20 protein-coding genes and 1 riboswitch are annotated in these 22,417 nt (G+C 61.5%); of the genes, 12 read left to right on the plus strand and 8 right to left on the minus strand.

All coding sequences use genetic code 11. From position 1 onward, the window contains the following. The first annotated feature begins 239 nt into the window (after nt 1-239). Entirely contained in the window at nt 240-578 is a 339-nt protein-coding gene (locus ACIOWL_RS09360; RefSeq protein ID WP_400383937.1) for a hypothetical protein, read from the plus strand. A 3-nt stretch (nt 579-581) separates the two neighbouring features. Here ACIOWL_RS09360 and ACIOWL_RS09365 read toward each other — a convergent pair whose 3' ends face one another. Then, the gene (locus ACIOWL_RS09365) at nt 582-1,442 is read right to left on the minus strand and encodes a D-alanyl-D-alanine carboxypeptidase family protein (RefSeq protein ID WP_400383939.1); all 861 of its coding nucleotides are present in this window, start codon (nt 1,440-1,442) and stop codon (nt 582-584) included. 177 nt (nt 1,443-1,619) lie between these two features. On the opposite strand from ACIOWL_RS09365, the gene dcd reads away from it, so the two are divergent. After that, complete coding sequence (gene dcd, locus ACIOWL_RS09370; RefSeq protein WP_400383941.1) at nt 1,620-2,201, plus strand: dCTP deaminase; 582 nt, start codon at nt 1,620-1,622, stop codon at nt 2,199-2,201. A gap of 78 nt (nt 2,202-2,279) precedes the next feature. Here dcd and ACIOWL_RS09375 read toward each other — a convergent pair whose 3' ends face one another. Then, a complete protein-coding gene (locus ACIOWL_RS09375) occupies nt 2,280-3,599 on the minus strand; it encodes an MFS transporter (protein ID WP_400383943.1) in 1,320 nt (439 codons plus the stop codon). Between the two features lie 224 nt (nt 3,600-3,823). Here ACIOWL_RS09375 and ACIOWL_RS09380 point away from each other — a divergent pair, with 224 nt between their 5' ends. The 6 genes from ACIOWL_RS09380 to mnhG are packed head-to-tail and all read left to right on the plus strand — an operon-like array spanning nt 3,824 to nt 10,153. Beyond that, a complete protein-coding gene (locus ACIOWL_RS09380; protein ID WP_400383944.1) occupies nt 3,824-6,799 on the plus strand; it encodes a Na+/H+ antiporter subunit A in 2,976 nt (991 codons plus the stop codon). After that, nucleotides 6,796-7,245: a Na(+)/H(+) antiporter subunit C gene (locus tag ACIOWL_RS09385; protein WP_400383947.1), complete on the plus strand. Its 450-nt coding sequence runs from the start codon at nt 6,796-6,798 to the stop codon at nt 7,243-7,245. Before ACIOWL_RS09380 ends, ACIOWL_RS09385 begins: the two co-directional genes overlap by 4 nt. Continuing rightward, nucleotides 7,242-8,843, plus strand: coding sequence for a Na+/H+ antiporter subunit D (locus ACIOWL_RS09390; RefSeq protein WP_400383949.1), 1,602 nt, complete (start codon nt 7,242-7,244; stop codon nt 8,841-8,843). The genes ACIOWL_RS09385 and ACIOWL_RS09390 overlap by 4 nt, the downstream gene beginning before the upstream one ends. A gap of 13 nt (nt 8,844-8,856) precedes the next feature. Then, nucleotides 8,857-9,489, plus strand: a complete 633-nt coding sequence (locus ACIOWL_RS09395; RefSeq protein WP_400383951.1) for a Na+/H+ antiporter subunit E — start codon at nt 8,857-8,859, stop codon at nt 9,487-9,489. Continuing rightward, nucleotides 9,486-9,752, plus strand: a complete 267-nt coding sequence (locus ACIOWL_RS09400) for a monovalent cation/H+ antiporter complex subunit F (RefSeq protein ID WP_400383954.1) — start codon at nt 9,486-9,488, stop codon at nt 9,750-9,752. The genes ACIOWL_RS09395 and ACIOWL_RS09400 overlap by 4 nt, the downstream gene beginning before the upstream one ends. Then, on the plus strand, nt 9,752-10,153 hold the full coding sequence (gene mnhG / locus ACIOWL_RS09405; RefSeq protein ID WP_400383956.1) for a monovalent cation/H(+) antiporter subunit G: 402 nt from the start codon (nt 9,752-9,754) through the stop codon (nt 10,151-10,153). The genes ACIOWL_RS09400 and mnhG overlap by 1 nt, the downstream gene beginning before the upstream one ends. Before the next feature lie 64 nt (nt 10,154-10,217). On the opposite strand, the gene ACIOWL_RS09410 is transcribed toward mnhG, so the two are convergent. Next, on the minus strand, nt 10,218-10,469 hold the full coding sequence (locus tag ACIOWL_RS09410) for a DUF4235 domain-containing protein (protein ID WP_400383958.1): 252 nt from the start codon (nt 10,467-10,469) through the stop codon (nt 10,218-10,220). Between the two features lie 75 nt (nt 10,470-10,544). Next, nucleotides 10,545-10,663: riboswitch (TPP riboswitch) on the plus strand. 64 nt (nt 10,664-10,727) lie between these two features. Between ACIOWL_RS09410 and ACIOWL_RS09415 the strand changes: the two genes are divergently transcribed. Beyond that, the gene (locus ACIOWL_RS09415; RefSeq protein WP_400383961.1) at nt 10,728-11,348 is read left to right on the plus strand and encodes an ECF transporter S component; all 621 of its coding nucleotides are present in this window, start codon (nt 10,728-10,730) and stop codon (nt 11,346-11,348) included. After that, nucleotides 11,345-13,669, plus strand: a complete 2,325-nt coding sequence (locus ACIOWL_RS09420; protein WP_400383963.1) for an ATP-binding cassette domain-containing protein — start codon at nt 11,345-11,347, stop codon at nt 13,667-13,669. Before ACIOWL_RS09415 ends, ACIOWL_RS09420 begins: the two co-directional genes overlap by 4 nt. 6 nt (nt 13,670-13,675) lie before the next feature. On the opposite strand, the gene ACIOWL_RS09425 is transcribed toward ACIOWL_RS09420, so the two are convergent. Then, on the minus strand, nt 13,676-14,551 hold the full coding sequence (locus ACIOWL_RS09425) for an aminodeoxychorismate lyase (protein WP_400383966.1): 876 nt from the start codon (nt 14,549-14,551) through the stop codon (nt 13,676-13,678). A gap of 209 nt (nt 14,552-14,760) precedes the next feature. On the opposite strand from ACIOWL_RS09425, the gene cls reads away from it, so the two are divergent. Beyond that, nucleotides 14,761-16,239 (plus strand): cardiolipin synthase, encoded by a 1,479-nt coding sequence (gene cls, locus ACIOWL_RS09430; RefSeq protein ID WP_400383968.1) that lies wholly within the window; start codon nt 14,761-14,763, stop codon nt 16,237-16,239. Between the two features lie 10 nt (nt 16,240-16,249). Here the strand turns inward: cls and ACIOWL_RS09435 are convergent, their stop codons facing one another. The 4 genes from ACIOWL_RS09435 to ACIOWL_RS09450 all read right to left on the minus strand — a co-directional run bounded on the left by ACIOWL_RS09435 (nt 16,250) and on the right by ACIOWL_RS09450 (nt 20,056). After that, the gene (locus ACIOWL_RS09435) at nt 16,250-18,289 is read right to left on the minus strand and encodes a chorismate-binding protein (RefSeq protein ID WP_400383971.1); all 2,040 of its coding nucleotides are present in this window, start codon (nt 18,287-18,289) and stop codon (nt 16,250-16,252) included. Further along, nucleotides 18,276-18,785, minus strand: a complete 510-nt coding sequence (locus ACIOWL_RS09440; protein WP_400383974.1) for a low molecular weight protein-tyrosine-phosphatase — start codon at nt 18,783-18,785, stop codon at nt 18,276-18,278. Before ACIOWL_RS09440 ends, ACIOWL_RS09435 begins: the two co-directional genes overlap by 14 nt. Nucleotides 18,786-18,887: 102 nt before the next feature. Then, a complete protein-coding gene (locus ACIOWL_RS09445) occupies nt 18,888-19,511 on the minus strand; it encodes a LysE family transporter (RefSeq protein ID WP_400383977.1) in 624 nt (207 codons plus the stop codon). 74 nt (nt 19,512-19,585) lie between these two features. Further along, nucleotides 19,586-20,056: a MarR family winged helix-turn-helix transcriptional regulator gene (locus ACIOWL_RS09450; RefSeq protein WP_400383979.1), complete on the minus strand. Its 471-nt coding sequence runs from the start codon at nt 20,054-20,056 to the stop codon at nt 19,586-19,588. Between the two features lie 109 nt (nt 20,057-20,165). On the opposite strand from ACIOWL_RS09450, the gene ACIOWL_RS09455 reads away from it, so the two are divergent. Further along, nucleotides 20,166-22,316 (plus strand): MMPL family transporter, encoded by a 2,151-nt coding sequence (locus ACIOWL_RS09455; protein WP_400383982.1) that lies wholly within the window; start codon nt 20,166-20,168, stop codon nt 22,314-22,316. Nucleotides 22,317-22,417 lie beyond the last annotated feature (101 nt).

Raw genomic sequence — 22,417 nt, forward strand, 5'->3', positions numbered from 1 at the left:
CTCAGGGTTTTCGCTGGCCACCGGCGATTCCCAGCGCAGCCCGCTGCTACTGCCCCGTGGGGAAGTGGCAGCGGGCTGTGTGCTTAACCCGGATTCTCACAGCGGATACACATGGGTAGCCAGTGGGTAAACGCCGGGAAAGCAGAGCGTTCGGGGTAGACTCGGGAGCAACTTACCAGCAGGCAGCATGTGTTGCCCGGCGCAGTCGCAACATCAGGACACCACTTGGAGGCAACCGCATGACTCGACTTTTTGTCGTAAATGTCTTGCTGGGAATTCCCGGAATTATCTATTTTTGGATGCTGTCCCTCTATATCAGCCAGGGTTCGATTCTCCCGGCGGCCGGCACCTCGTTCGCCCACAACCTTGAGGGTTACTTTTCATCCAATCAGGTGCTTGGACCCCCGCTGGCCATCGGGGCGATTGTTTGGGTTCTGATCAATGTGTATCTGGTTAATCGGCGCAAACGCAGCGGCGCCTGCCAGAATGCCAGCGGCAAAACGGCGCATTGGCTCACGGCCTTTGGCTCAACCTTGTTGTTGCCGGTGCTGCTGCTGGCCACCATCTCACTGGGCTAGCGCCTACTGGGTGAAACCAAAACTCCAGTCCCGATAGGGCGGCAGGAAACGCAACACCAGCAGGTCGTCCTCGCGCAGGACGCCGGAGCCCTCGGTCTGCTCGGGTTTTGTTGTTGGCTCGGACCCCGGCTTCGTGTCGGCCGGCTCCGTGCTCGGTTCAGCTGCCGGGGTGGCTTGGGCTTGTTTGGAAGCGTCCTGCAGCATTTGGAAGTATTCTTCGTAGGTTTGCGCTCCGGAAGACTGCATGGCCTTGGCCTGATCCTCACCGATGTATCGCACATGCCACGGCTCGTACTTGTAGCCGGTGATCTCTTCCTTGCCCTGGGGGTAGCGCACAATCAACCCGTAATCGACCGCGTGTTCAGCGATCCACTTGCCGGCCGGAGTTTGCCCAAAAGCCTCTTTGAGTTCGGCCTGGCTGTTGGTGTATCCAAGATCGGCGGCCAAACCCAGCTGGTGCTCGCTGGTTCCCGGGCGGGCGGAGATCCGTTCGGCGTAGGCCGTTCCGTATTGCGACTGATACTGGCTGAACAGTGTCGCTTGGCGCTGGTAGGAACGGAAGGCGCTCAAAACCTTGATGCTGTGCCCGGCCGCCCGCGCATCGGAGACCAGCTCTTCCACCGCGTCGGCGGCTTCTGGGCGAAGCTGGAATGAGGTCCCCGAGACCGTGACCAAATCCTTGGGTGTGTAGTCTTCCGGGGAAAGCTTGGTGCTCGGATTGATCAGCGCCAGCATGCTGGAGGCATCGCTCAGCTCACTGGCCTCAACGGCCGGGAGATCTTGGGGCGCGGCGATGGCCGCGGTGCCGGAGAGCAGAAGCGCACCGGCGAGCACGGAGCCGGTCAGAGCGGAAGCCAAGCGCATGAATCAGTAATCCCTTGGTGGAGCGGTCGGGACAGGGCGTCCCGTTTTCAGAATAACCGGATTTTCTGTACGGCACATGAGAAATCCATCACCGGCAGACGGTATTTGGCACAAATTCATCTACACATAGCGCCCAGCTATTAACCGTTGGACCGCAGACACGCTAAATTTGTAGGCGTGTTGTATTCAGATGGTGATATTCGCAGAGAAATAGAGTCCGGAGAGATCGGCCTGGAGCCGTTTAACCCCGAGATGATCCAACCCGCATCCGTGGATGTCCGTATCGACCGGTTTTTCCGGTTGTTCGACAACCACAAGTACGCGCATATCGATCCGGCACAGGACCAGAGCGAACTGACCCGTTTGGTTGAGGTTGACCCGCAGGAGCCGTTTATCCTGCACCCCGGGGAATTTGTTCTGGGCTCCACCTACGAGGTGGTCACCTTGGGCAATTCAGTCGCTGCCCGCCTGGAGGGCAAAAGCTCGCTGGGGCGCCTGGGACTGTTGACCCACTCGACCGCAGGATTTATTGATCCCGGCTTCTCCGGTCACGTCACCTTGGAACTGTCGAACATGGCCACCTTGCCTATTAAGCTGTGGCCAGGGTCCAAGATCGGCCAGCTGTGTTTCTTCAAGCTGACCTCTGAAACCGAAAACCCGTACGGCTCTGGCCCCTACGGCAACCGTTATCAGGGACAGCGCGGACCGACCGCCTCGCGCAGCCACCTGAACTTCCACCACACCATCATCGAGAGTTAACACTTAGATTTCATCTTGATGCAATGTGTCCCGGCAGCCGATGGTTGCCGGGACACACCGCTTCAGGCATCGAAAACGTCAAGGTTTTTTGGGGGCCCTGATCGGCAGGAGCAGCAGCAGGCCGAGGGCCAGCACCAGCAGGATTCCCAGGATGCCATAACGTTGGGCCTGGCCCTCGGCGACCAGCGGGGTGGCGATGGCAATGGCGGCGCCGAACAACGCGGGTGCCAAAAATGACACCGCACGTCCGGTGGTGGCATAGAGGCCGAACATTTCGCCTTCACGTCCCGCGGGAATCAGCCGCGCCAGGTAGGACCGCGCTGCGGCCTGGGCCGGACCCACAAACAGGCACAACAGTAGACCGAAGATCCAGAACCCGGTCGCTGCGGGGGAGAAGAACACCCCGGCGCCGGCCAGCAGCAAACCGATCAGTGAACCGCTGATCACCGCCTTGGGGCCGATGAGGTCATCGAGCCGGCCGCCAATGATCGCCCCGATGGCCGCCACCACGTTGCCGACAATCGCAAAAATGATCACTTCACTCAGCGCGAAGCCGAAGGTTCCCGCCGCGATGACTCCGCCAAAGGTGAAGATGGCCGCCAGACCGTCACGGAAAACCGCGGAGGAGAGCAGGAAAAAGATCAGGTTCTTGTCTTCGCGCCACAGCCCGGCAATCCGGCGGAACAGCACCGCATAGGAGCTGCGCAACGGGATTTTCTCACTGACGGTGGCCGGAGCCTCGGGGATGACAAAAAACAGCGGAAGCGCGAACAGCAAACACCACAAGGCGGAGAACACGGCAACCAGCCGCAAGTTCAGCGAATTCTCCGTGCCGGCCCCCGGCCATTGGACAACGGGTTCAACAAATCCGAAAAGCACCAGCGCCAGGGCGAGGATCCCGCCGACGTAACCCATTCCCCAGCCGAAACCCGAGACCTTGCCGACCGTGGCAGGGGTGGAAATCTGGTTGAGGACCGCGTTGTAGTTGACCCCGGCGAACTCGCTGACTACCGACATCGCGGCGATCAACAAGGCGCCGAACCAGAGGTACTCGGGCTGCGGATACACAAAGAACCCCGCCGCGCAGATGATCACCAACAGGATCGTGTTGACCATAATCCACAACTTGCGCCGACCGGCGGCATCTGCACGCATTCCGGTCACCGGAACCAGCAACGCGATGAACACCCCACCAATGGCCAAGGCCTGGGACAGCACCAACGACGCATGGTCCTGATTCCCGAAAAGTTCGCTGGTCAGGTACACGGTGAAAACGAAGGTGATCATCACCGCGTTGATGGCGGCTTGTCCCCAGTCCCAACTGGCCCACGCCCAGGTGTACTTGGTCAGCCATTTCTCTCTTGGTGGAACTGCCTGCGTCCCCTGATTTGCGCTCATGCTCGCATAGTACCCGTTTGTAGTAATCAGCAGGTGAATTAGCGGAAGTTGACGCGACCGGTCCGACGGCTGGGATGCGGGCGGCGATGTAACAAAGAGTTCAGATTATGGCACAGAAACGCTCTGACATGAATGATCCCTGAGCTCCGACTGATAAAATTACAGGTGCCGGCTATTTTTTGGTCGTCGAACTCTGCCCCATTTCCAGTCGACAGAGGAGACGAATGCTCATCATTCTTAGTGCATTGTTTGCCACCGCGCTGCTGTGCCCACTTCTTTTCCGAGCGCTCAAGCGAAACGCTTTTTATGTTGTCGCCGTTGTCCCGGCCGCGGGATTCATCTGGCTGCTCTTCCAATTTCCCGCGGTGCTCGCCTCGGACCAGTCGTTGGCTTCGGGCGCGCCGAACGCCCCGCCATCGATTCAGATCGACTGGATTTCCGGGCTGAACATCGGTTTGAACTTCCGGATGGATACCCTTTCGGCAACCATCCTGCTGCTGATCCTCGGGGTCGGAGCGCTGGTGCTGTTCTACTGTGCACGCTACTTCAAGAATGATGACCCGCAGATTGGCGGCTTCGCCGCCAAGATGGTGGCATTCGCCGGTGCCATGACCGGCCTGGTGACCGCGGATGACGTGATCGTGATGTTCATCTTCTGGGAAATCACCAGTGTGTTGTCCTACCTGCTGATCGGCTTCAGCCAGGCACTGATCACCGCGCGCCGTTCGGCCATGAACGCCCTGATCGTGACCACCCTTGGCGGCTTGGTGATGCTTGCCGGCATCCTGATGCTCGGGACCGAAGCCGGCAGTTACCAGCTCTCCGAGATCATCGCGGCCTCCGATCACCTGGTGTCCTTGGGCACCTACACCGACGTGGCGGTGGCGCTGATCATCGTTGGCGCACTGTCCAAATCCGCCCTGGTGCCCTTCCACTTCTGGCTTCCCGGCGCCATGGCCGCACCCACCCCGGTCTCTGCCTACCTGCATGCCGCGGCGATGGTCAAGGCCGGCGTCTACCTGATTGCCCGCCTGGCCCCAGGTTTTGCGGAGACCAACCTCTGGGTGCCGATGACCGTGGGTATTGGCCTGCTCACCATGCTCATCGGTGGTTTCCGCGCCCTGAAGCAGTACGACCTGAAGCTGATCCTGGCCTTCGGCACGGTCTCCCAGCTGGGTTTCATCATTGCAATTTTTGGCCTGGGAACCCCGGACGCGGCCTTCGCAGCGTTGGCGTTGACCTTGGCGCACGGCCTGTTTAAAGCAACGTTGTTCCTGTCGGTGGGTATCATCGACCACAACACCGGTACCCGAGATATCCGCAAACTTTCCGGGCTGCGCCGTGCCATGCCGATCTTGACCACCGCCGCCGGTATTGCCGCCGCCTCGATGGCCGGACTGCCGCTGCTGCTGGGATTTGTCGCCAAGGAAGCGGTCTACGAGGCGGCCCTGCACCTCGACACCGCCTGGGGGCCTTTCGCGCTGGCCGGGATTGTGCTTGGCGCCGCGTTGACCATGGCCTACTCGTTGCGATTCTTTTTCGGCGCCTTCGGGGTGAAGAAGTACAAGGTCGAACCTCTGGCCTGCAAACCCCCTACGCTGATCTTCCTGGCCCCGCTGCTGGTGCTCAGCACCCTGACGGTGATCCTGGGGCTCTACCCGTACCCGGTGGAGAAGCTTTCCGTGCACTGGGCCGAGCTGCAGGGCGGGGCCGAGCACATGCACCTGGCGGCCTTCGCCGGATTTAATGCCGCCCTGGGCTTGAGCGCAATATCCGTGGGGCTGGGACTGGTCTTCTACTGGCTCCGTCGGCGGACTGACACCGGGGCTCCGCTGCGTCGAATGATGATCTCCGCCGAGGAGGTCTACCGCATGAGCGTGAATGCGCTGGACATGGCGGCCATCTGGATCACCGGTCGTACCCAGCGTGGTTCGTTGTCCTTCTACCTCGGTGTGATCCTGTCGGTGGTGCTGATCGTGCCGCTGGGGATCGCCCTCACGGTGCAAACCCCGTGGCCGGATAACTGGGTGATCGCCGACCACCCGGCGCAGCTGCTGATCGGGGCGATCATGATCGCCGGAAGCCTCATTGCCATTACCGCTCCGAAACGTTTCATGTCGGTGCTGATGGTCTCCGTGACCGGTTACGGAATGGTGGCGATCTTCGCCCTTCAGGGGGCGCCGGACCTGGCGCTGACCCAGCTGCTGGTGGAAACCATTGTGCTGGTCTCCTTTGTGCTGGCGCTGCGCGCACTGCCCAAACGACTGTGGGTTGGACTGACCCATATCAAGTGGGGACGGGCGTTGCTGGCGATCGCCTTGGCGATCATGGTGGTGTACATCGCCATTGCCATGATGGCCGCCCGCGGCCAGGCCTCGATTTCCCTGCAGTGGCCGGATCTGGCCTACTATGAGGGCTTCGGCAAAAACATTGTGAATGTTGCCCTGGTTGACCTGCGTGTGTGGGATACCTTCGGGGAAATCACCGTGCTGGCCGCCGCGGCGACCGGTGTGGCCTCGCTGATCTTCGCCGGCCGCGGATTCGGCACCAGGGTGCGCGCCCACCAGGTCGCGCCGGGCAGCATCGATTCGGGTTCCGAAGCGATGGGGTCCAAGGATGAGAAGGAAGTCGAGTTGCGCATCGCCCGGCGTTTTGCCAGCAGCGACAACCAAGATTGGCTGATGGCCGGCAACACCCTGGTGGCCGAACGCCGCTCGATCATCTTTGAAGTGGTCACCCGCTTGATGTTCCACACGGTGCTGATCATGTCCGTGTACACGCTGCTGGCCGGGCACAACACTCCCGGCGGCGGTTTTGCCGGTGGCCTGATTGCCGGGTTGGCCCTGACCATCCGCTACCTGGCCGGTGGACGCATCGAACTGTCCGAATCCATGCGCGTTGCCCCGGGCATGCTGATTGGCGGCGGTATTGCGCTGGCCGGCCTGGCCGGCATCGTCCCGCTATTCGCCGGGGATGAAATCTTCACCATGTACGCGTGGGAATTCTGGTTGCCGATCTTCGGCGAGCACAAGTTTGTCACCTCCACGATCTTTGACATCGGTGTCTACCTGGTGGTGCTGGGACTGGTCCAGGATGTGCTGCGTTCGCTGGGCAGCGAGATCGACCTGCTCTCCGAGGGACGCAGCCCGATCGAACAACACGACCCAATTCACGCCTCACAGACGGGAGTCGGCCGATGAGTGTGAACATCACCTTTTTGGTAATTACCGCAGTGCTGCTGGCCGCCGGGTTCTACCTGGTGCTTGAACGCACCCTGACCAGGGTGCTGCTGGGCATCATGCTGCTGGGCAACGGCATCAACCTGCTCATCCTTTCCACCGGTGGGCGCAAGGGGGTGGCGCCGCTGTTCAAAGCGGACCTGCCAGCCGACCAGTATTCCGATCCGCTGCCGCAGGCGCTGATCCTCACCGCGATCGTGATCACCTTCGCGGTGACCGCGTTCCTGCTCGCCATGATCTACCGCTCCTGGACGTTGACCAGCGCCGATGTGCTGGCCGACGATACCGAAGATATCAAGGTGTCGCAATCCACCGCCTATGACGAAGAGGAAGACTCGCCGGTGGCCGAGGATACAACCGAATTTGTTGACGAAGAGGGCCGCCCGGTTCGCGAGGGGGAAGAGTGAATTTTCTGGATCTTGCTCCGCTGGCAGTGGTCCTGCCGATCTTCGGAGCCGGCGCGGCCTTCCTGGTCCGCCGCCGCATCAAACTCCAACGCCTGATCACCATCGGGATCCTGTGCCTCACCCTGGTCCTGGAGGCCGGGATGCTGGCCGCCGTCTGGGGTGGTGAAAGCTACGCGATACACATCGGCGGCTGGCAGTCCCCCTGGGGGATCTCCCTGATGGTGGACGGATTCAGCGCCTTCATGCTGTTGATCTCCACGCTGGTCTCCCTTGCGGTGCTGTTCTACGCCACGAGCCAGGGCCTGGCCGATGGAGATGAACCCGGACCGGTGTCCGTGTTCCACCCGGCCTACCTGATCCTGCTGGCCGGCGTGTCCAACGCGTTCTTGGCCGCCGACCTGTTCAACCTGTATGTCGGTTTCGAAATCCTGTTGACCGCCAGCTACGTGCTGTTGACCCTGGGCGCGACCGCCGAACGCATCCGCGCCGGCACCACCTACGTGGTGGTTTCCGTGGTCTCCTCGGTGATCTTCCTGATGGGTATCGCGATGACCTATGCGGCCACCGGAACGGTGAACATGGCCGACCTGGCGGTGAAGCTGCCGCAACTGGATCAGGGCCCGCAGCTGATACTGCATGTGCTGCTGCTGATCGCCTTCGGCATCAAGGCCGCGGTCTTCCCGCTGTCACTGTGGCTTCCGGACTCCTACCCGACGGCTCCGGCCCCGGTCACCGCGGTATTCGCCGGGTTGCTGACCAAGGTGGGGGTGTATGCAATTGTGCGTACCGAGACACTGTTGTTCCCCGGCGGGGCGGTGAACTCCGGGCTGCTGGTGGTGGCGGCGTTGACCATGGTCATCGGTATCCTCGGTGCGCTGGCGCAGACCGACTTCAAACGTATGCTGTCATTCACGCTGACCAGCCACATCGGCTATCTCATCTTCGGGGTGGCCGTGGGCGGGGAACTGGCCATCGCGGCGACCATCTACTACGTCGGGCACCACATCATCGTGCAGACCTCGCTGTTCATGGTGGCCGGGTTGATTGAACGCCGGGCAGGAAGCGCCAACGTGACCCGGTTGGGGTCGCTGGCCAAACTTTCCCCGGCGCTGTCGCTGCTGTTTTTTATCCCCGCAATCAACCTGGGCGGGATCCCGCCGTTCTCCGGGTTCTTGGGGAAGTTCGGCCTGCTGCATGCCGCGGCCCAGGACGCCGACGCGTTGACCTGGGTGGTGATCGCCGCCGGGCTGCTTACCAGTTTGCTGACGCTGCTGGCGATCATCCGTGTGTGGGCGCGCATGTTCTGGCGCCGCGCCGCCGATGCGGAAATCCCGAACCCTCAGCTGGTCGACGAAGCGGCGAAGGTGGCAGATCAAACCGCGGCCGGCGGGGCGCAGGCACCGCACCTGGGCCTGAAGCTGGCCCGCGAGCTGGAATCCGAGGCGCTGCCATGGGGCATGCGTTACGCCACGGGTTCGCTGGTGGTGGCGGGCATCGCGTTGACGGTGTTCGCCGGACCAATTTTTGAGTTCTGCCAGCGGGTGGCCGCGCAGCTGATCGCTCAAGAACCGTACATCACTGCCATCCTGAACTACTGAGCGGAGGGATCACATGCCTCATAAAAACATGACACCACGCGACCAGCGCATCGATGACGCGCTGGACACCGCCGGGGTACGCCACCGCGCCACCCTGAAACAGGAATGGCCGCTGTTGTTGCTGCTGATTTTTGTGTGGGGTGCGCTGTGGGCGGACTTCACCCCGGGAAATTTGCTCTTCGGCGCGATCATCGCCCTGGTGATCGTGACCCTGTTCCCGCTGCCCCCGGTGGTGCTTTCGGGACGGATCAACATCTGGTACTGCATCAAACTTTTTGTGTGGTTCTTGGGACAGGTAGTTGCCGCCAGCGCCCACGTGGCCGCGCTGGCCCTGGTGCGGGGCAAAAAAACCCGCAGCGCGGTGATTGCGGTGCCGTTGCGTACCGACTCGGATCTGATCGTGATGACCGTGGGGCACGTCTTGACGTTGATTCCGGGCTCGTTTGTGCTGGACGTGGATCGCAGCTCTTCGACGCTGTACCTGCACTACATCGACATCAATTCGGCACAAGACGTGGAGAAAGCGCGCGAGAATATTCGCGACATCGAGCGCCGGTTGATCATGGCGATCGGCAGCCATGACGAGTACGAGGCAATCAAGAGCGAATGCAGCCCCAGCGTGAGAAGGAAGAAGGCACGAGCATGATCGGAATTGTTGTTTGGATCTGCGGCATCATGCTTGGCCTGGCGGCGGTCGCCTGCCTCTTCCGTGTGGTCAAAGGCCCGTCGATTCTCGACCGGGTACTGGCCCTGGATGTGATGCTGCTGATCATTTCCGCCGCGCTGTGCCTGGATATGGCGCTGAACCGCCACACCGACTACCTGCTGTTTGTGGTCATTGCCTGCACCATCGGTTTTGTCGGCTCGGTGACGGTCTCCCGCTACGTGTCGGATCAGAGGAACGCCTAATGGATCTTTTTGTTGACCTTCTTGTTGCCGTCCTGCTGATTCTCGGCTGCCTGATGTCCCTGATCGCCGGGATCGGCCTGTTGGCCTTTCCCGACATGCTCACCCGAATGCACGCGGCCACCAAACCCCAGGTGCTTGGTTTCCTGCTGATCTTCGCGGGCCTGGCGATTCATTTGCGCAGCTGGGCCATCGTTCCGGTGCTGATCCTGGCCTGGGCGATGCAGCTGCTCACCGCGCCGGTCTCAGCGCATATGATCGGCCGTTCCGGGTACCGCACCAAACACGCGGCCAAGGAGACGTTATTCTCCGACGATCTGCGTTTGGTCGTTGACAAGGTGTCTTCCGCCCCCAGCACCGGTGCCATCGATACGATCGATTCCCCGCCCACCGAGGAAAAATAGTGCCGGAACACCAACACGCGTGAGCCACAGCCCGCCGGGCTGTGGCTCACGTGTGTTACGGGTGCTATTTGGTGAATTTGGAGATCGCCTTGTTGGTGCCGCGGTCGGCAAGTACCTGGATGACAGCTGCGACAACGGCGGAGAAGATGGCGAAGGAAAGCGCCTGGCGCAGGGAAGCCTCGGCCGCTTCTTCGCTGCCCTTGCGCGGGGCCGTGTTTCCGGTGAACCCCTTCCACAGTTGATCGACCAGTTTGCTGCCGATGAATCCTGCGCCCAGGGAAATGCCGGTGGCGATGAGCTTTTGTACTGCGTTCATGTGGACCTCTCGTTCAACGTTCTGACTTTTCGTTCCGTTGCCCAGCTTACCTGCGGTATGGTGGGTGGGCAGTAATTATTCCGACAGGGGAGCGTCAGGCCGTTGATGGTCAAAGACGCTGAGAGTGCGATAGATCGCAGACCCTCGAACCTGCTCCGGCTAGTACCGGCGAAGGAAGTCGAGCATCTCGGATGCGCAGAGGCGTTTAATCACGCCATGATTTTGTGCGTCCCCCCTCCTGATTTAGGAGGACAACGTATGAGTAACACGAAACCATCGCAGCGCAGCACCTGGCGTGTGGTCGACATTGTGATCGCCTCGGTGATCGCCGTCGCCTCGGGTGTCGTTTTTTGGGTGTGGTCCGCCAGCTACGGGCTGTTTTCGCTGGCCTTTACCGCCTTCCCGCCAGCTACCGCCCTGCTTACCGGCCTGTGGCTGTTCCCCGCGGTGCTCGGTGCACTGATCATTCGCAAACCCGGGGCGGCACTTTTTTGCGAGATGCTGGCCGCCGTGGTCGAGGCGCTGCTCGGTACCCACTGGGGCATGCCGGTGCTGATTTCAGGCCTTGTCCAGGGTCTCGGCGCGGAGCTGGTATTCGCCCTGTTCCGCTACCGGAAATGGAACCTGGCGGTGGCGCTGCTCGCCGGCCTGGGCGCCGGGGTGTTCGCCGGTGTCAGCGAAGCCTATGTGGTGGGAAGCGTCGCAGAATACACGCAGGGAATGAAGCTGTTCCATGTCGGTGCGACGGCCTTCTCCGGCCTGCTGGTGGCCGGCCTGCTGTCCTGGTGGATTACCCGGGCGCTGGCCCGTACCGGGGCGCTGAGCGCCCTGGCTAGCCGCCGGGCGCACCTGGAACCGGCCTTTGCGGGGCGCCCATGAGCGCCGCCGCCGACCAGCAGGCGGCCTCCCTGGCTCTTGGCGGGGTTTCGATCAACGCCAACGGTTTCACCTGGCATCATGCCGAACGCGAGCGGCCAGCCATCGCAGGGCTGGACGTAGCGATCCCGGCGGGGCAAAAAGTGCTGCTGCTCGGCCCGTCGGGGGCCGGCAAATCCACGCTGTTGCACGCAGTGGCCGGGGTTCTTGAACGTGAGGATGACACGGGGTTTGGCGGCGAGCTGCTGGTCGGCGGGCATGATGCCTTCGCACGGCGGCATCCGGTGGGGCTGATGCAGCAGGACCCCGAGACCCAGGTGGTGCAAAGCCGGGTAGGCGACGATGTGGCATTCGGCGCCGAGAACCTTGGTGTCGACCCGCAGCAGATCCGCGAGCGCATCCCGCAGGCCCTTGAAGCGGTGGGGCTTGGCGCCCTGGGCTTTGAGCACCGCACGCAGGCGCTTTCGGGCGGGCAAAAACAACGCCTGGCCCTGGCCGGCATCCTTGCCATGCGTCCGGGACTGATGCTGCTGGATGAACCGACGGCCAATATCGACCCGCAGAGCATCCCGCCCTTGCGTGATGCGGTGATCAACGCGGTTGAAGCCAGTGGCGCCACGCTGATCGTGGTTGAACACCGTTTGGATGCGTGGGCAGGACACGTGGATCGGGTGCTGGTGCTGAAACCCGGCGGCGGCGTTGCCCATGATGTTCACCCCGAGGCGCTCTTCAGCGATGAGCCCTTGCGCACCGAACTGGCCCAGGCAGGGATCTGGATTCCCGGGTTTGTTCCGCAGACCTCCGAAGCCCCGACGGCGCCGGGCGCATCATTGCTGGAACTGGACCGTTTGGTGTGCGCACGCAGCGAGCACGCGGTGCGTACCGCCCCGGTCGACCTGCAACTGCATGCCGGCCGGGCGCTGGTGATCCGGGGCGAGAACGGTGCGGGCAAGTCAACACTCGCACTGACCATGGGAGGTTTGCTCCAGCCGGTCTCCGGGAAGCTCGCGGCCAACGAGGCGCTGGCCGATGGCCTGTCGTCCTCGCCTTTCAGCTGGAAGGCCGGCGCGCTGGTTGCCCGGATCGGGTCCGTGTTTCAAGAACCCGAACACCAGTTCGTCACGCAGAGTGTGCGTGAAGAATTGGCTTTCGCTCCCGTGCGTGCCAGGAGTGGTTCGGAGGGTGAAACGAAGTTCGATCCAGCACAGGTCGATGCCCGCGTCGAGCAGCTGCTGATCCGCTTGGGGCTGCAGGATTTGGCCGAAGCAAATCCGTTCACCCTCTCCGGAGGGGAGAAACGACGGCTCTCGGTGGCCACCGTGCTGGCCGCTTCACCGGAAGTGGTGATCCTTGATGAACCAACGTTTGGACAGGATGCAAACACCTGGCGCGAGCTTGCCCAGCTGCTCATCGAAGAACTTGAGCAGTCCACCGCCATTGTTGCGGTGACCCACGATGAGCAGTTTGCCAAGGCATTGGGTGCCGTGCAGGTAGTGCTTGAACCGGCCGAACCGGTGAAGGCGGTTGCCGTGAAGGCGCCCATGCTCGATGCTCCGGTGGGGGAGAGCTGGCTGGCAAAAATCAACCCGCTGGCGAAGTTCGGTGCGATTGCCGGGGCGACCTTGCCGCTGATCAGCACGGTCGACTGGGTTTCGGCCACGGTCGTGATTGCGGTAACGCTGTTGATGCTTCCGCTGGCGGGGCTGAGCATCGCCGGGTTCTTCCGGCGTGGCTGGCCGCTGGTGGTTGCCGGGTTGCTGGCTGCCTGGGGCATTGCCCTGGTCGGGCAGGATTCGGGGCAGGTTTTGGTGAATCTGGGAATTTTCCAGATCACTGAAGGCTCGGTGGCCGGGGGTATCGCCACGGGGCTGCGCGCCCTGGCCATGGCGATTCCGATGGTGCTGTTGCTGTCCACCACAAATCCCAGCGACTTGGGTGGCGCACTCTCGCAGCAGTTGAAGGTTCCGCACCGTTTTGTGCTGGGGGCCTTGGCCGGGATGCGCCTGCTGGGGTTGATGGTTGAGGAATTCACCACGCTCACCCTGGCCCGCAGAGCCCGCGGGATTGGAAATCTGGGCACCGTACGCCAGAAGGTGAGTGCGAAACTTGGCCAATTGCTCGCACTGTTGGTCCAGGCGATCCGGCGTGCCGGACGGCTGGCGACCACCATGGAGGCCAAGGGATTCGGAACCGGGGAACGCACCTGGGTCCGCACCGCCACCTTTACCTGGCGTGACGGTGCGGTACTGGGTGCAGGGTTCCTGATTGGCGCCGCGGCGATCTTCACCGCGATCTGGGTCGGAACCTACAACCTGATCTGGTAAGCGAGGTTAACGAATCGAATCGGTGAGGGCGCTGAGCTGTGAATGCAGCTCGGCGTCCATCCGGATCGGTTTGGCATCCAAGGTGCGCACCGGGGTGAGCAGTCGAATCGAGGAAACCAGCCACACGCTGTCTGCCTGGTAGAGATCTTCGGGACGCAAGGGCCCGTAGCCCAATTCCCAGCCGTCCTGCCGTGCCGCGTCGAAGATGGCGCTTTGGGTGGTGCCCGGTAGGATTCCGGTCTCAAGCATCGGGGTTAACAGGCGTCGAGTCTCGCCGTCGCGCTGCGCGAGCAATACCGTGGCGGTCGGCCCTTCCAGCACCACACCGTCGGCCGAGGTGAAGATGACATCGTGGGCGCCGTGTTTGCGGGCGTAACGCAGGGCCGCCATATTCACCGCGTAGGAAAGGGTTTTGGCCCCCATCAACAGCCATGGCGCACGTTCGGCGAGTTTTGAATCGTAGCCGCGGTCAAGCAACAACACATCCACGCCTGATTCGCGCTGTTCCATGCCGACCCGCGGTGCCGGGCTGACGGTGACCCAGCAAACGGCCGGGTCGAGATCCAACTCGCCGCGCATCGCAACGAGTTTGACCACCGCTTCTTCCGCGCCGCCGGTCGCATCGAATTCGGCGATTGCGGTATCCACCGCCGCACGCCAGCTCCGTTCGTCGGGAATCTGAAGATCAGAGGTTTCGGCCGACACCGCCAGACGAGCCAGATGCGCCTCGAACTTGCGGACGGTTTGCTGGGTGTACAGCATCGATTCAAAAACTCCGTCGCCACGGTTCACACCCTGCAAAGTGACAGGAAGTTGGGGCGCGGTGATATCGGCAAGCCGTCCAGCGGGGTAAGCCGGATCAAGGAATACAAGTGAACTCATTGTCCAAGGTTATCGAATTTCCGCTTCGTGACGCTGATGGAGTCGCAATAACACCTGTCATTCACGATATTCCAAGAAGCGGCCGGGGATTAGATAGGCTAAGCAAAGATGATTCCGTCTGCCGCTGCCGCGGTGGGGTGCGGCGTTTCAGCCGTAGACACCATCGGGTGTTGAGATGAGGGGGTGCCGCGGTGTGGCCGAGTAATGAAATGCTGCTTCAGATAGGTGGCGCCATCTGGAGCGTTTTGGTCGCGGCCGAACTGGTGATCCGATACTTCATGATCGGCATTGTCCCCGGAAACCGCCGCCCTACCACGGCCATGGCTTGGCTGCTGGCGATCTTTTTTATTCCGGTGGTTGGCCTGGTGGCCTATTGGCTGTTCGCCAATCCGCGGCTCTCGCGGCGCCGTTTGGAAAAACAAAAACGCGCCCACGATGAAATCATGCGCGGCACGGCCCATATGCAGTTGCCCGAGGAATTCCATTCCAAGGAGGAATGGGTGGAATCGGCGGTCATCCTCAACCGCAATCTGGGGGCCATGCCCTTGGAAGGCGGGAATACCGTTGAAGTCATTTCCGATTACCGCGGGTCGCTGGACGCCATGCGCAAGGAAATCGATAAGGCCAAACGGTACGTGCACATCCAGTTCTACATCATGGGTGATGACCCCGACTACGTAGACCCGGTGTTGGACTCGCTTGAGGCAGCGGTGCAACGCGGGGTCAATGTGCGTCTGCTTTTTGATCATCTGGGCACGTTGCGGGTCTCCGGTTACCGGCATTTCAAAAAACGGCTGAAAAGTTCCGGTATCACCTGGCGTCCTATGCTGCCGATTGACTTGATTGGCCGCCGCTGGCGTCGGCCCGATTTGCGTAATCACCGCAAGATCTTGGTAATTGACGGTGAAGTGGCGTTCACCGGCAGCCAAAACCTCATTGAGCCTGGCTACAAACGCGAATCCGCGCACAAGGTGGGGCGCGAATGGGTGGAGATGATGTTGCGTGTCGAGGGTCCTGTGGTGCGCAGCCTGGACATCACCTTCGCGACGGACTGGTGGCAGGAAGACGACGGCCAGGAGGTGCTGGTCGACATCACCGAGGCGCGGCATCCGCTGCCCTACGATGACCGCCCGGGAAGCACGCTGGCTCAGGTGCTGCCCAGTGGACCGGGATTCGGCGGGGAGAACAACCTGCGGTTGTTTAATACGTTGATCTATTCGGCCTCCGAACGTTTGATGATCACCAGCCCGTACTTTGTCCCGGATGATTCACTGCTTTATGCCATCACCACCGCGGCCCAACGCGGGGTGGAAGTTCACCTGTTCGTCTGCGAAGAGGGAGACCAGTTTCTGGTCCACCATGCACAGCAGTCCTACTATCAACAGCTGTTGGAGGCCGGAGTACGGATTCACCGGTACCCGGCACCCATGGTGTTGCATACCAAGTGCTTTACGGTGGATAACGAGGTGGCGGTCGTCGGGTCCTCCAACATGGACATGCGATCGTTCAGCCTGAACATGGAAATCTCGGTGATGCTGTTGGGTGAACAGATGGTTGACGCCGTGAACAAGGTGCAGAATGACTATCTGGAGATTTCCTCGGAAATCAGCCTGGCACAGTGGCGCCGGCGCCCCCGGATGCAGCGCTGGATCGATAACGTGGCGCGGTTGACTGCCACGCTGCAATAACCGCTGCCGGTTATCGTCCCCGTTCGCCGGACGCGGTGAGCGCCGCGCGCGGGAACTGCGAACCCAAGGCGGAGAGCACCCCGACGGACTTGGTGATGACCTCATCCCACTCGTCTTGCGCCACCGAGTCGGCGGTAATCGCCCCGCCGAGGCCGAGGCTCAGACGCCAGCGGCCATCGGCGAGCCGGTCGCAGACCAGGGTGCGGATCACCACGGAGAAATCGGCGGACCCATCTGCACCCAAATAACCTACGGCACCGGAATACAGCCCGCGCCGACGCTGGTTTTCCAACTCGTCCAAGATGTTCATGGTCGACAGCTTCGGGGCTCCGGTCATGGAGCCGGGAGGGAAGGCTTCACGCAGGGCCTGGGCCGCGAGGGCACGGTCGCGTAGTTGCGCGTCAATGGTGGAAACCATCTGGTGGACCGTTGCATAGCTTTCCACCGCACACAGGCGTGCCACCCGGACCGAACCGGGCAGGGCATGGTGCGAGAGGTCATTGCGCAGCAGATCGACAATCATGATGTTCTCTGCACGATCCTTGGGGTTCGTGGCGAGGTCCCGTTTGAGCTGCTCATCGGTGTGAACCGTGGCACCGCGCGGACGGGTGCCCTTGATCGGTTCGGCTCGCAGCGCCCCGGTGGCTCCGAGGCTGAGGAAACGTTCGGGGGAGATGCTGGCGACCTCGGTGTCACCCATCCGCAGGTAGTGGGCGAACGGAGCCGGGCTGGAGGTTCGCATCCTGCAATAGGCCTCAAAGGGACTGTAATTATTGGTGATGGCTGTCAGTTCGGTGGTGAGGCAGACCTCGTAGGTGTTTCCCTCGTAGATTTGGTGCTGCGCTTGCGCGATTTTCTCCTTGTAGGCCTGCTCGGTGTCGGCGCACACAAAATCTACCGGGTCCAGCTTTTTTGCCGTGCGCTGTTGTGTTCCAGCGCCGGCGACATGCTCGGTGACCCACTGTTCGACGTCTGCCGAGGCGTGGACAGCCATTTGCCCGGTGCGGTGGTTGATCACCAAAACAACATTGGGAGAGAAGAAGCTGGCATCCGGGCGCCGCACTCCGGCATTCGCTGAACCGGGGCCGGTGGCGGCCCCGACCTCGGCTTTGAGCTCATAACCGAGATAGCCAACCCAGGCTGGCAGCGGGTAGGAATCCGGTGCGGTACCCGGTTCAGGCCAGATCTTTTGCAATGACTCAAAAAAACCGGGCTGCAAACGCAGGGTCGCTTCGGCACGGTGCAGGCTGGTGCCACGGGCCGTGGTTTGCAGAACCGGGTAGGAGTCGCCGAGCGCCAACGCAATCAGCGAATACTTGTTCCGATCCAACGGGTCGCTGAGGTGGTGGCTGGTGGATTCCAGCAGGGCCGCGTGGGGCAACCCGTGGGCCAGGGATTCAAACAACGTCGCAACGTCAACCGGAACCGCTTGTTCACCAACCAGGGGAGGCGCCTGGGACGCCGGTGAAAACCCGGGAAGCAGTTCACGCAAGGTAGCGGGCAGGTAGGCACGCAGTCCCAGCAGCTGCTCAAACGGCGCGTGGGCACCGTCAGCGTTGAGCACCGCATGCACCTGCGAGGCTACGGCATCCCGTGCAAGATAATGATCTTCCTGAGCCGCCCAGCGCTCCCAATGCGGTGCGTAGGTCTCGCCGTCTCGTTGCAGGGCCCGCTGTTTGCGAACCGCGGCGGGCGCCTCCAGCCAGATGCTGAAATCGCTGAGCTCGCGAGCCTGCCGATGGGCGGCTCCGACACCTTCAACGATGATCACCTGTGCCGGGTGAAGAACCGCTGGTTCTCCCACGGAATCGGTGGCCCAATCCCACAGATTCCACGTCGCCGGCAGGCCTTGGCGCAACGTAGTGAGCAGTTCCGGCAACAGGTTTTGGGCGCCCTGAAGCCCGTCCCAGCCGTGATACAGATCTTCGAGGTGCAACACCGCAACGGAGCTTGTTGCCCCCAGCTGGGTCTCAAGTAGAGCAGCCAGGCTGCTCTTCCCCGATCCGGAGCGGCCGTCAAGGGCGATGATGAAGGGTCTAGCGGTTTCCACGAGAGGCTATATTACTCCGGACGTACTCAACGAGCGCAGGCAACGCTGCTGCAACGAGCTTCCATGTTTCGCGGAAGTCGCCCGCATCGCCATACCAGGGGTCGTACACACCCTGCCGGTCGTGGGGTTCATTCGCCGCGGCGGGGTCGAATGACCGGAACATCCGCAGCATGGGACGATCGCCGGGCTCAATTTCGCTCAGCGCCGGCACGAGATCTTCAAAATGGTCGGTGTCCATGGCCAACACCAGATCCATGGTTTCCAATTCATCGGGATCAACCACGGTTGCCACGTGTTCGGCGGCATCCAGTCCGTGGGCACGCAAGGTACTGGCCGCACGCGGATCGATTCCGTTGCCGGACTCGCCGTCGCTGGTGGCCCGTGAGCAAACCTCAACCTCGGTGATATCCGCATCGCGCAAGGCGTTTTTCAGCATGTACTCGGCCATTGGGGAGCGGCATATATTTCCCGTGCACACGATCATTATCCGGAACATGGCATCAGTCTATGGCCACTTCACAAATTGATCGAGGGGTAAGCGCAAGTTAATCGGCAACAATCCGGCAACGATTCTGAAAAACCTAAAAGTCGGTGGTGATTAGTGGATAAGGAGCATCATGGCGGCAACCAGAACAAAGAGCACCCCGAAGGCGATATTGAGCATTTTGGCTCCGCGCACGGTGGTGGTGAAACGTTGGAAGCTGCGGGCGGTGCCGGCAAAAAAGAAGAACATGACCAAGATGTCAACCACAACAATGGTGCCGATATAGATCAGGTACTGTGGCAGCATCGCTTGGTCGGTGCGAATGAACTGCGGGGTAAAGGCCAGGAAGAAAACGATGGCCTTTGGATTCAGGAGATTAACCAGCAGCCCGCGCCGTACCATGGCGCCACGGGTGAGTGTGCTTCCGGTGCTTGTTCCATCCGAGGAGACCTCGGGTTTCGACAGGATCATCCGAATGCCCAGATAGACCAGGTACGCGGCGCCGGCATATCGAATGGCTGCAAAAAGTACCGGGGAGCTGGACACCAAGAGCCCTACCCCGGCCGCGACGATGACCACGTGAATCAGCAGGGCTAGCTGTTGGCCGATGACACCCCAGATGGAAGCTCGCCAGCCTTGCCGCATGGAGTTGTTCATGGTGTTGATGGCCCCGGCACCCGGGGTGAAGCTGATGATGATCGATGCGCCAAGCAGTGAAAGCCAAAGAGAAAGTGCCACCTGTCTAGCGTAGTGGCACGGCAGGGTTTTGCCGGATTCGGAGTCCCGCAATGACTCGCACCTGACGAGGCGGCCTAGGTGTTTTCCGACACGACGATCAGCCGGGCCGTGTCAACGGCCTGAACCGCTTGGCTCAGGAATTCGCACAATAGCTCGATTTGAGGTGCGTCATAGGTGGAAATCAGTTCAAGCATCTTGCTCCCGAGCGGGCGGAACATTTCGCGTGCCTCGATTTTGGCCTTCTGCGTGAGGTGGATGTGCACGATGCGCCGGTCCTGTTCGCTGCGCTGGCGCGTGATATAGCCCAATCGATCCAGCCGGTCGAGCATGGCCGTGGTTGCCGGGGAGCTCAGTTGAAGTTCCCGGCTTAGATCGCGAGGCGAGGGGGCGGTGCCGGCCTGCTCATATTTCATCAGGATCGTCAGCCCGTGCATGTCGGTCCGATGCGGTCCGTAGTGATTTCCGGTGGATTCGACATAGCGGTCCGAAGCTTGGCCAAAGTCCTGAAGCAGCTGCATGAGCCGGGCGTGAGAGTGCTCTTCCATACACTAATGATAAACCAAGCGAACATTTCCATCATCAAACTAAAAGTTGGTACGCTGGTTCCGTTGGCCGTGGTGGCCAGCACCGCCAGACCACATTGAGGACAGCAAGATGTCACACGAAGCGAAAGTCGGCCAGCGCGCCGAACGTTCCATCAGCGGCAAGGCCATTGCCGTCCGGGCGGTGATTTATTCACTGCTGGTTGTTCTCTGGATCAGCGTCGCAGGAGTTGGCGGAATGACCTTCGGCAAACTCTCCGAGGTCCAAACAAACGACCAAACCGCGTTCCTGCCCACCAGTGCCGAAGCGACCCAGGCGCTGGAATGGCAAAACAAGTTCCGCACCAGTGAAGCAATCCCCGCGGTGGTGTTGATGACTTCCGCGGACGGTGTGCAGCAGGGGCAGGCCGACGCGCTCGCCACCGAGATCTCGGGGTTCGAATACCTCGACGGGCAGGTTACCGGGCCGATCATGTCCGACGACGGCCAGGCCGCCGAGTACATTGTGCCGATCTCCGCTGAGGTGAAAGCCAACGAAGCAGTCCAGGAGCTGCGCACCCTGTTGGCGGACGCCCAACCCGAGTCGGCGACGGTGTATGTCACCGGCCCCGCGGGATTCTCGGCCGACCTGATCGAGGCCTTCGGTGGCATCGACGGGGTGCTGCTGGGAGTGGCCCTTGTTGCAGTGCTGGTCATCCTGCTCCTGGTGTATCGCTCGCTGCTGCTTCCGCTCACGGTGCTGATGACCTCCGTCGTGGCCTTGTGCGCCGCGGTGCTGGTGGTGCATTTCCTGGCCAAGGAAGGTGTCATCCGCCTGGATGGGCAGGCCCAGGGCATCCTCTCGATCCTGGTGATCGGTGCGGCCACCGACTACTCATTGCTTTTTGTCGCGCGTCACAAGGAAGCCCTGTCGTCGGGTCTGAACCGGTGGCAAGCGGTGGCCAAGGCCTGGAAGCGTTCACTTGAACCGATCATCGCCTCCGGCGGCACCGTCACGGTGGGCCTGCTCTGCCTGCTGTTCTCGGATTTGAACTCCAACAAGGCGTTGGGGCCCATCGGTGCATCCGGCATCGTATTCTCAATCATCGCGGCCTTGTCTTTCCTTCCCGCGGTGCTCGGTTTGCTTGGCCGGGCCGCCTATTGGCCATTTATGCCCAAGGTCGAGGACCCGGAAACCCTTGAGCGGGCCGGCAAAGGGCTGTGGGCACGCATCGCCACTTTTGTTGCCTCGCATCCGCGCCCCATTTGGGTGGTGACCGCCCTGGTCCTGGCCGTCGGTGCGGCCTTCTCCCTGCAGCTCAAGGCGACCGGCGTGCCGCAAAGCGCGCTGGTCACCGGTGGCTCCGAAGCAAGTGAGGGACAGGTTGCCCTCGGTGAGCACTTCCCCGGAGGCAGTGGCTCCCCGGCGACCGTAATTGTTGATGAAGCCCAGGCGAATACCACCTTGGAAGCGGTCCTTGAGGTTCCAGGGGTGGACTCGGCCTATCTGCAGGCTGAAGACGGCGGGCCGGCCATGGCTCAGCGTGGGGCACCGGTGTACACCGTCGAGGGTCGGAACCTGATTTCCGTGACACTGAGCGATGCCGCGGATTCGGATGCCGCGGTTCAAACGGTGCACACGTTGCGCGACACCGTGCACGAGATCGATCCGGCGAGCCTGGTCGGTGGGACAACCGCGACGCAGATGGATAAAAACGCGACGGCCGAGGCCGACCTGTTTAAGATCATTCCGATCACGTTGATTGCGATCCTGGTCATTTTGATGCTTCTGCTGCGCTCCATTGTGGCCCCGCTGCTGTTGATGGTCACCACGGTGCTTTCCTACGGAACGGCGATGGGCGTCAGTGCGCTGGTCTTCAATAACGTTTTCGATTTCGTGGGCGCGGATCCATCGGTCCCGCTGTTCGGTTTTGTGTTCCTGGTGGCCTTGGGTGTCGACTACAACATCTTCTTGATGACCAGGGTGCGCGAGGAAGCGCTGGTTTACGGGACCCGGGAGGGAATGCGCCGGGGTCTGACCGTCACCGGCGGGGTGATCACCTCCGCTGGTATTGTTCTGGCGGCAACCTTCGCGGCACTGGGGGTTGTGCCGATCATGTTCCTGGCCCAGCTTGGTTTCATCGTGGCCTTCGGCGTGCTGCTGGATACATTCATCGTGCGAAGCCTGCTGGTTCCGGCGTTGGTGGAGGATATTGGTTCCGCGGTCTGGTGGCCCTCCAAGCTTGCCCGCAAGAAGGACAAGGCCGGTGCGCACCGGGCCTAACCCAGTGCGCTGGCGTGGTTGACGTGGTGGAGATCTCCTGTGATTCGACCCGTTGACGGGCTCCGGGCCAGACAAGCCCGGAGCCTGCCTGTAGAATAGAA

The sequence above is a fragment of the Glutamicibacter sp. NPDC087344 genome, from assembly GCF_044744225.1.
In the GTDB taxonomy this organism is placed as follows: Bacteria; Actinomycetota; Actinomycetes; order Actinomycetales; family Micrococcaceae; genus Glutamicibacter.

Coding starts and splice junctions, on each gene's coding strand:
- ACIOWL_RS09360 (WP_400383937.1), top strand. CDS start 240: ATGACTCGACTTTTTGTCGTAAATGTCTTGCTGGGAATTCCCGGAATT.
- ACIOWL_RS09410 (WP_400383958.1), bottom strand. CDS start 10,469: ATGAACGCAGTACAAAAGCTCATCGCCACCGGCATTTCCCTGGGCGCA.
- ACIOWL_RS09375 (WP_400383943.1), bottom strand. CDS start 3,599: ATGAGCGCAAATCAGGGGACGCAGGCAGTTCCACCAAGAGAGAAATGG.
- ACIOWL_RS09415 (WP_400383961.1), top strand. CDS start 10,728: ATGAGTAACACGAAACCATCGCAGCGCAGCACCTGGCGTGTGGTCGAC.
- cls (WP_400383968.1), top strand. CDS start 14,761: ATGCTGCTTCAGATAGGTGGCGCCATCTGGAGCGTTTTGGTCGCGGCC.
- ACIOWL_RS09420 (WP_400383963.1), top strand. CDS start 11,345: ATGAGCGCCGCCGCCGACCAGCAGGCGGCCTCCCTGGCTCTTGGCGGG.
- ACIOWL_RS09385 (WP_400383947.1), top strand. CDS start 6,796: ATGAGTGTGAACATCACCTTTTTGGTAATTACCGCAGTGCTGCTGGCC.
- ACIOWL_RS09400 (WP_400383954.1), top strand. CDS start 9,486: ATGATCGGAATTGTTGTTTGGATCTGCGGCATCATGCTTGGCCTGGCG.
- ACIOWL_RS09365 (WP_400383939.1), bottom strand. CDS start 1,442: ATGCGCTTGGCTTCCGCTCTGACCGGCTCCGTGCTCGCCGGTGCGCTT.
- mnhG (WP_400383956.1), top strand. CDS start 9,752: ATGGATCTTTTTGTTGACCTTCTTGTTGCCGTCCTGCTGATTCTCGGC.
- ACIOWL_RS09455 (WP_400383982.1), top strand. CDS start 20,166: ATGTCACACGAAGCGAAAGTCGGCCAGCGCGCCGAACGTTCCATCAGC.
- ACIOWL_RS09380 (WP_400383944.1), top strand. CDS start 3,824: ATGCTCATCATTCTTAGTGCATTGTTTGCCACCGCGCTGCTGTGCCCA.
- ACIOWL_RS09425 (WP_400383966.1), bottom strand. CDS start 14,551: ATGAGTTCACTTGTATTCCTTGATCCGGCTTACCCCGCTGGACGGCTT.
- ACIOWL_RS09395 (WP_400383951.1), top strand. CDS start 8,857: ATGCCTCATAAAAACATGACACCACGCGACCAGCGCATCGATGACGCG.
- ACIOWL_RS09450 (WP_400383979.1), bottom strand. CDS start 20,056: ATGGAAGAGCACTCTCACGCCCGGCTCATGCAGCTGCTTCAGGACTTT.
- ACIOWL_RS09440 (WP_400383974.1), bottom strand. CDS start 18,785: ATGTTCCGGATAATGATCGTGTGCACGGGAAATATATGCCGCTCCCCA.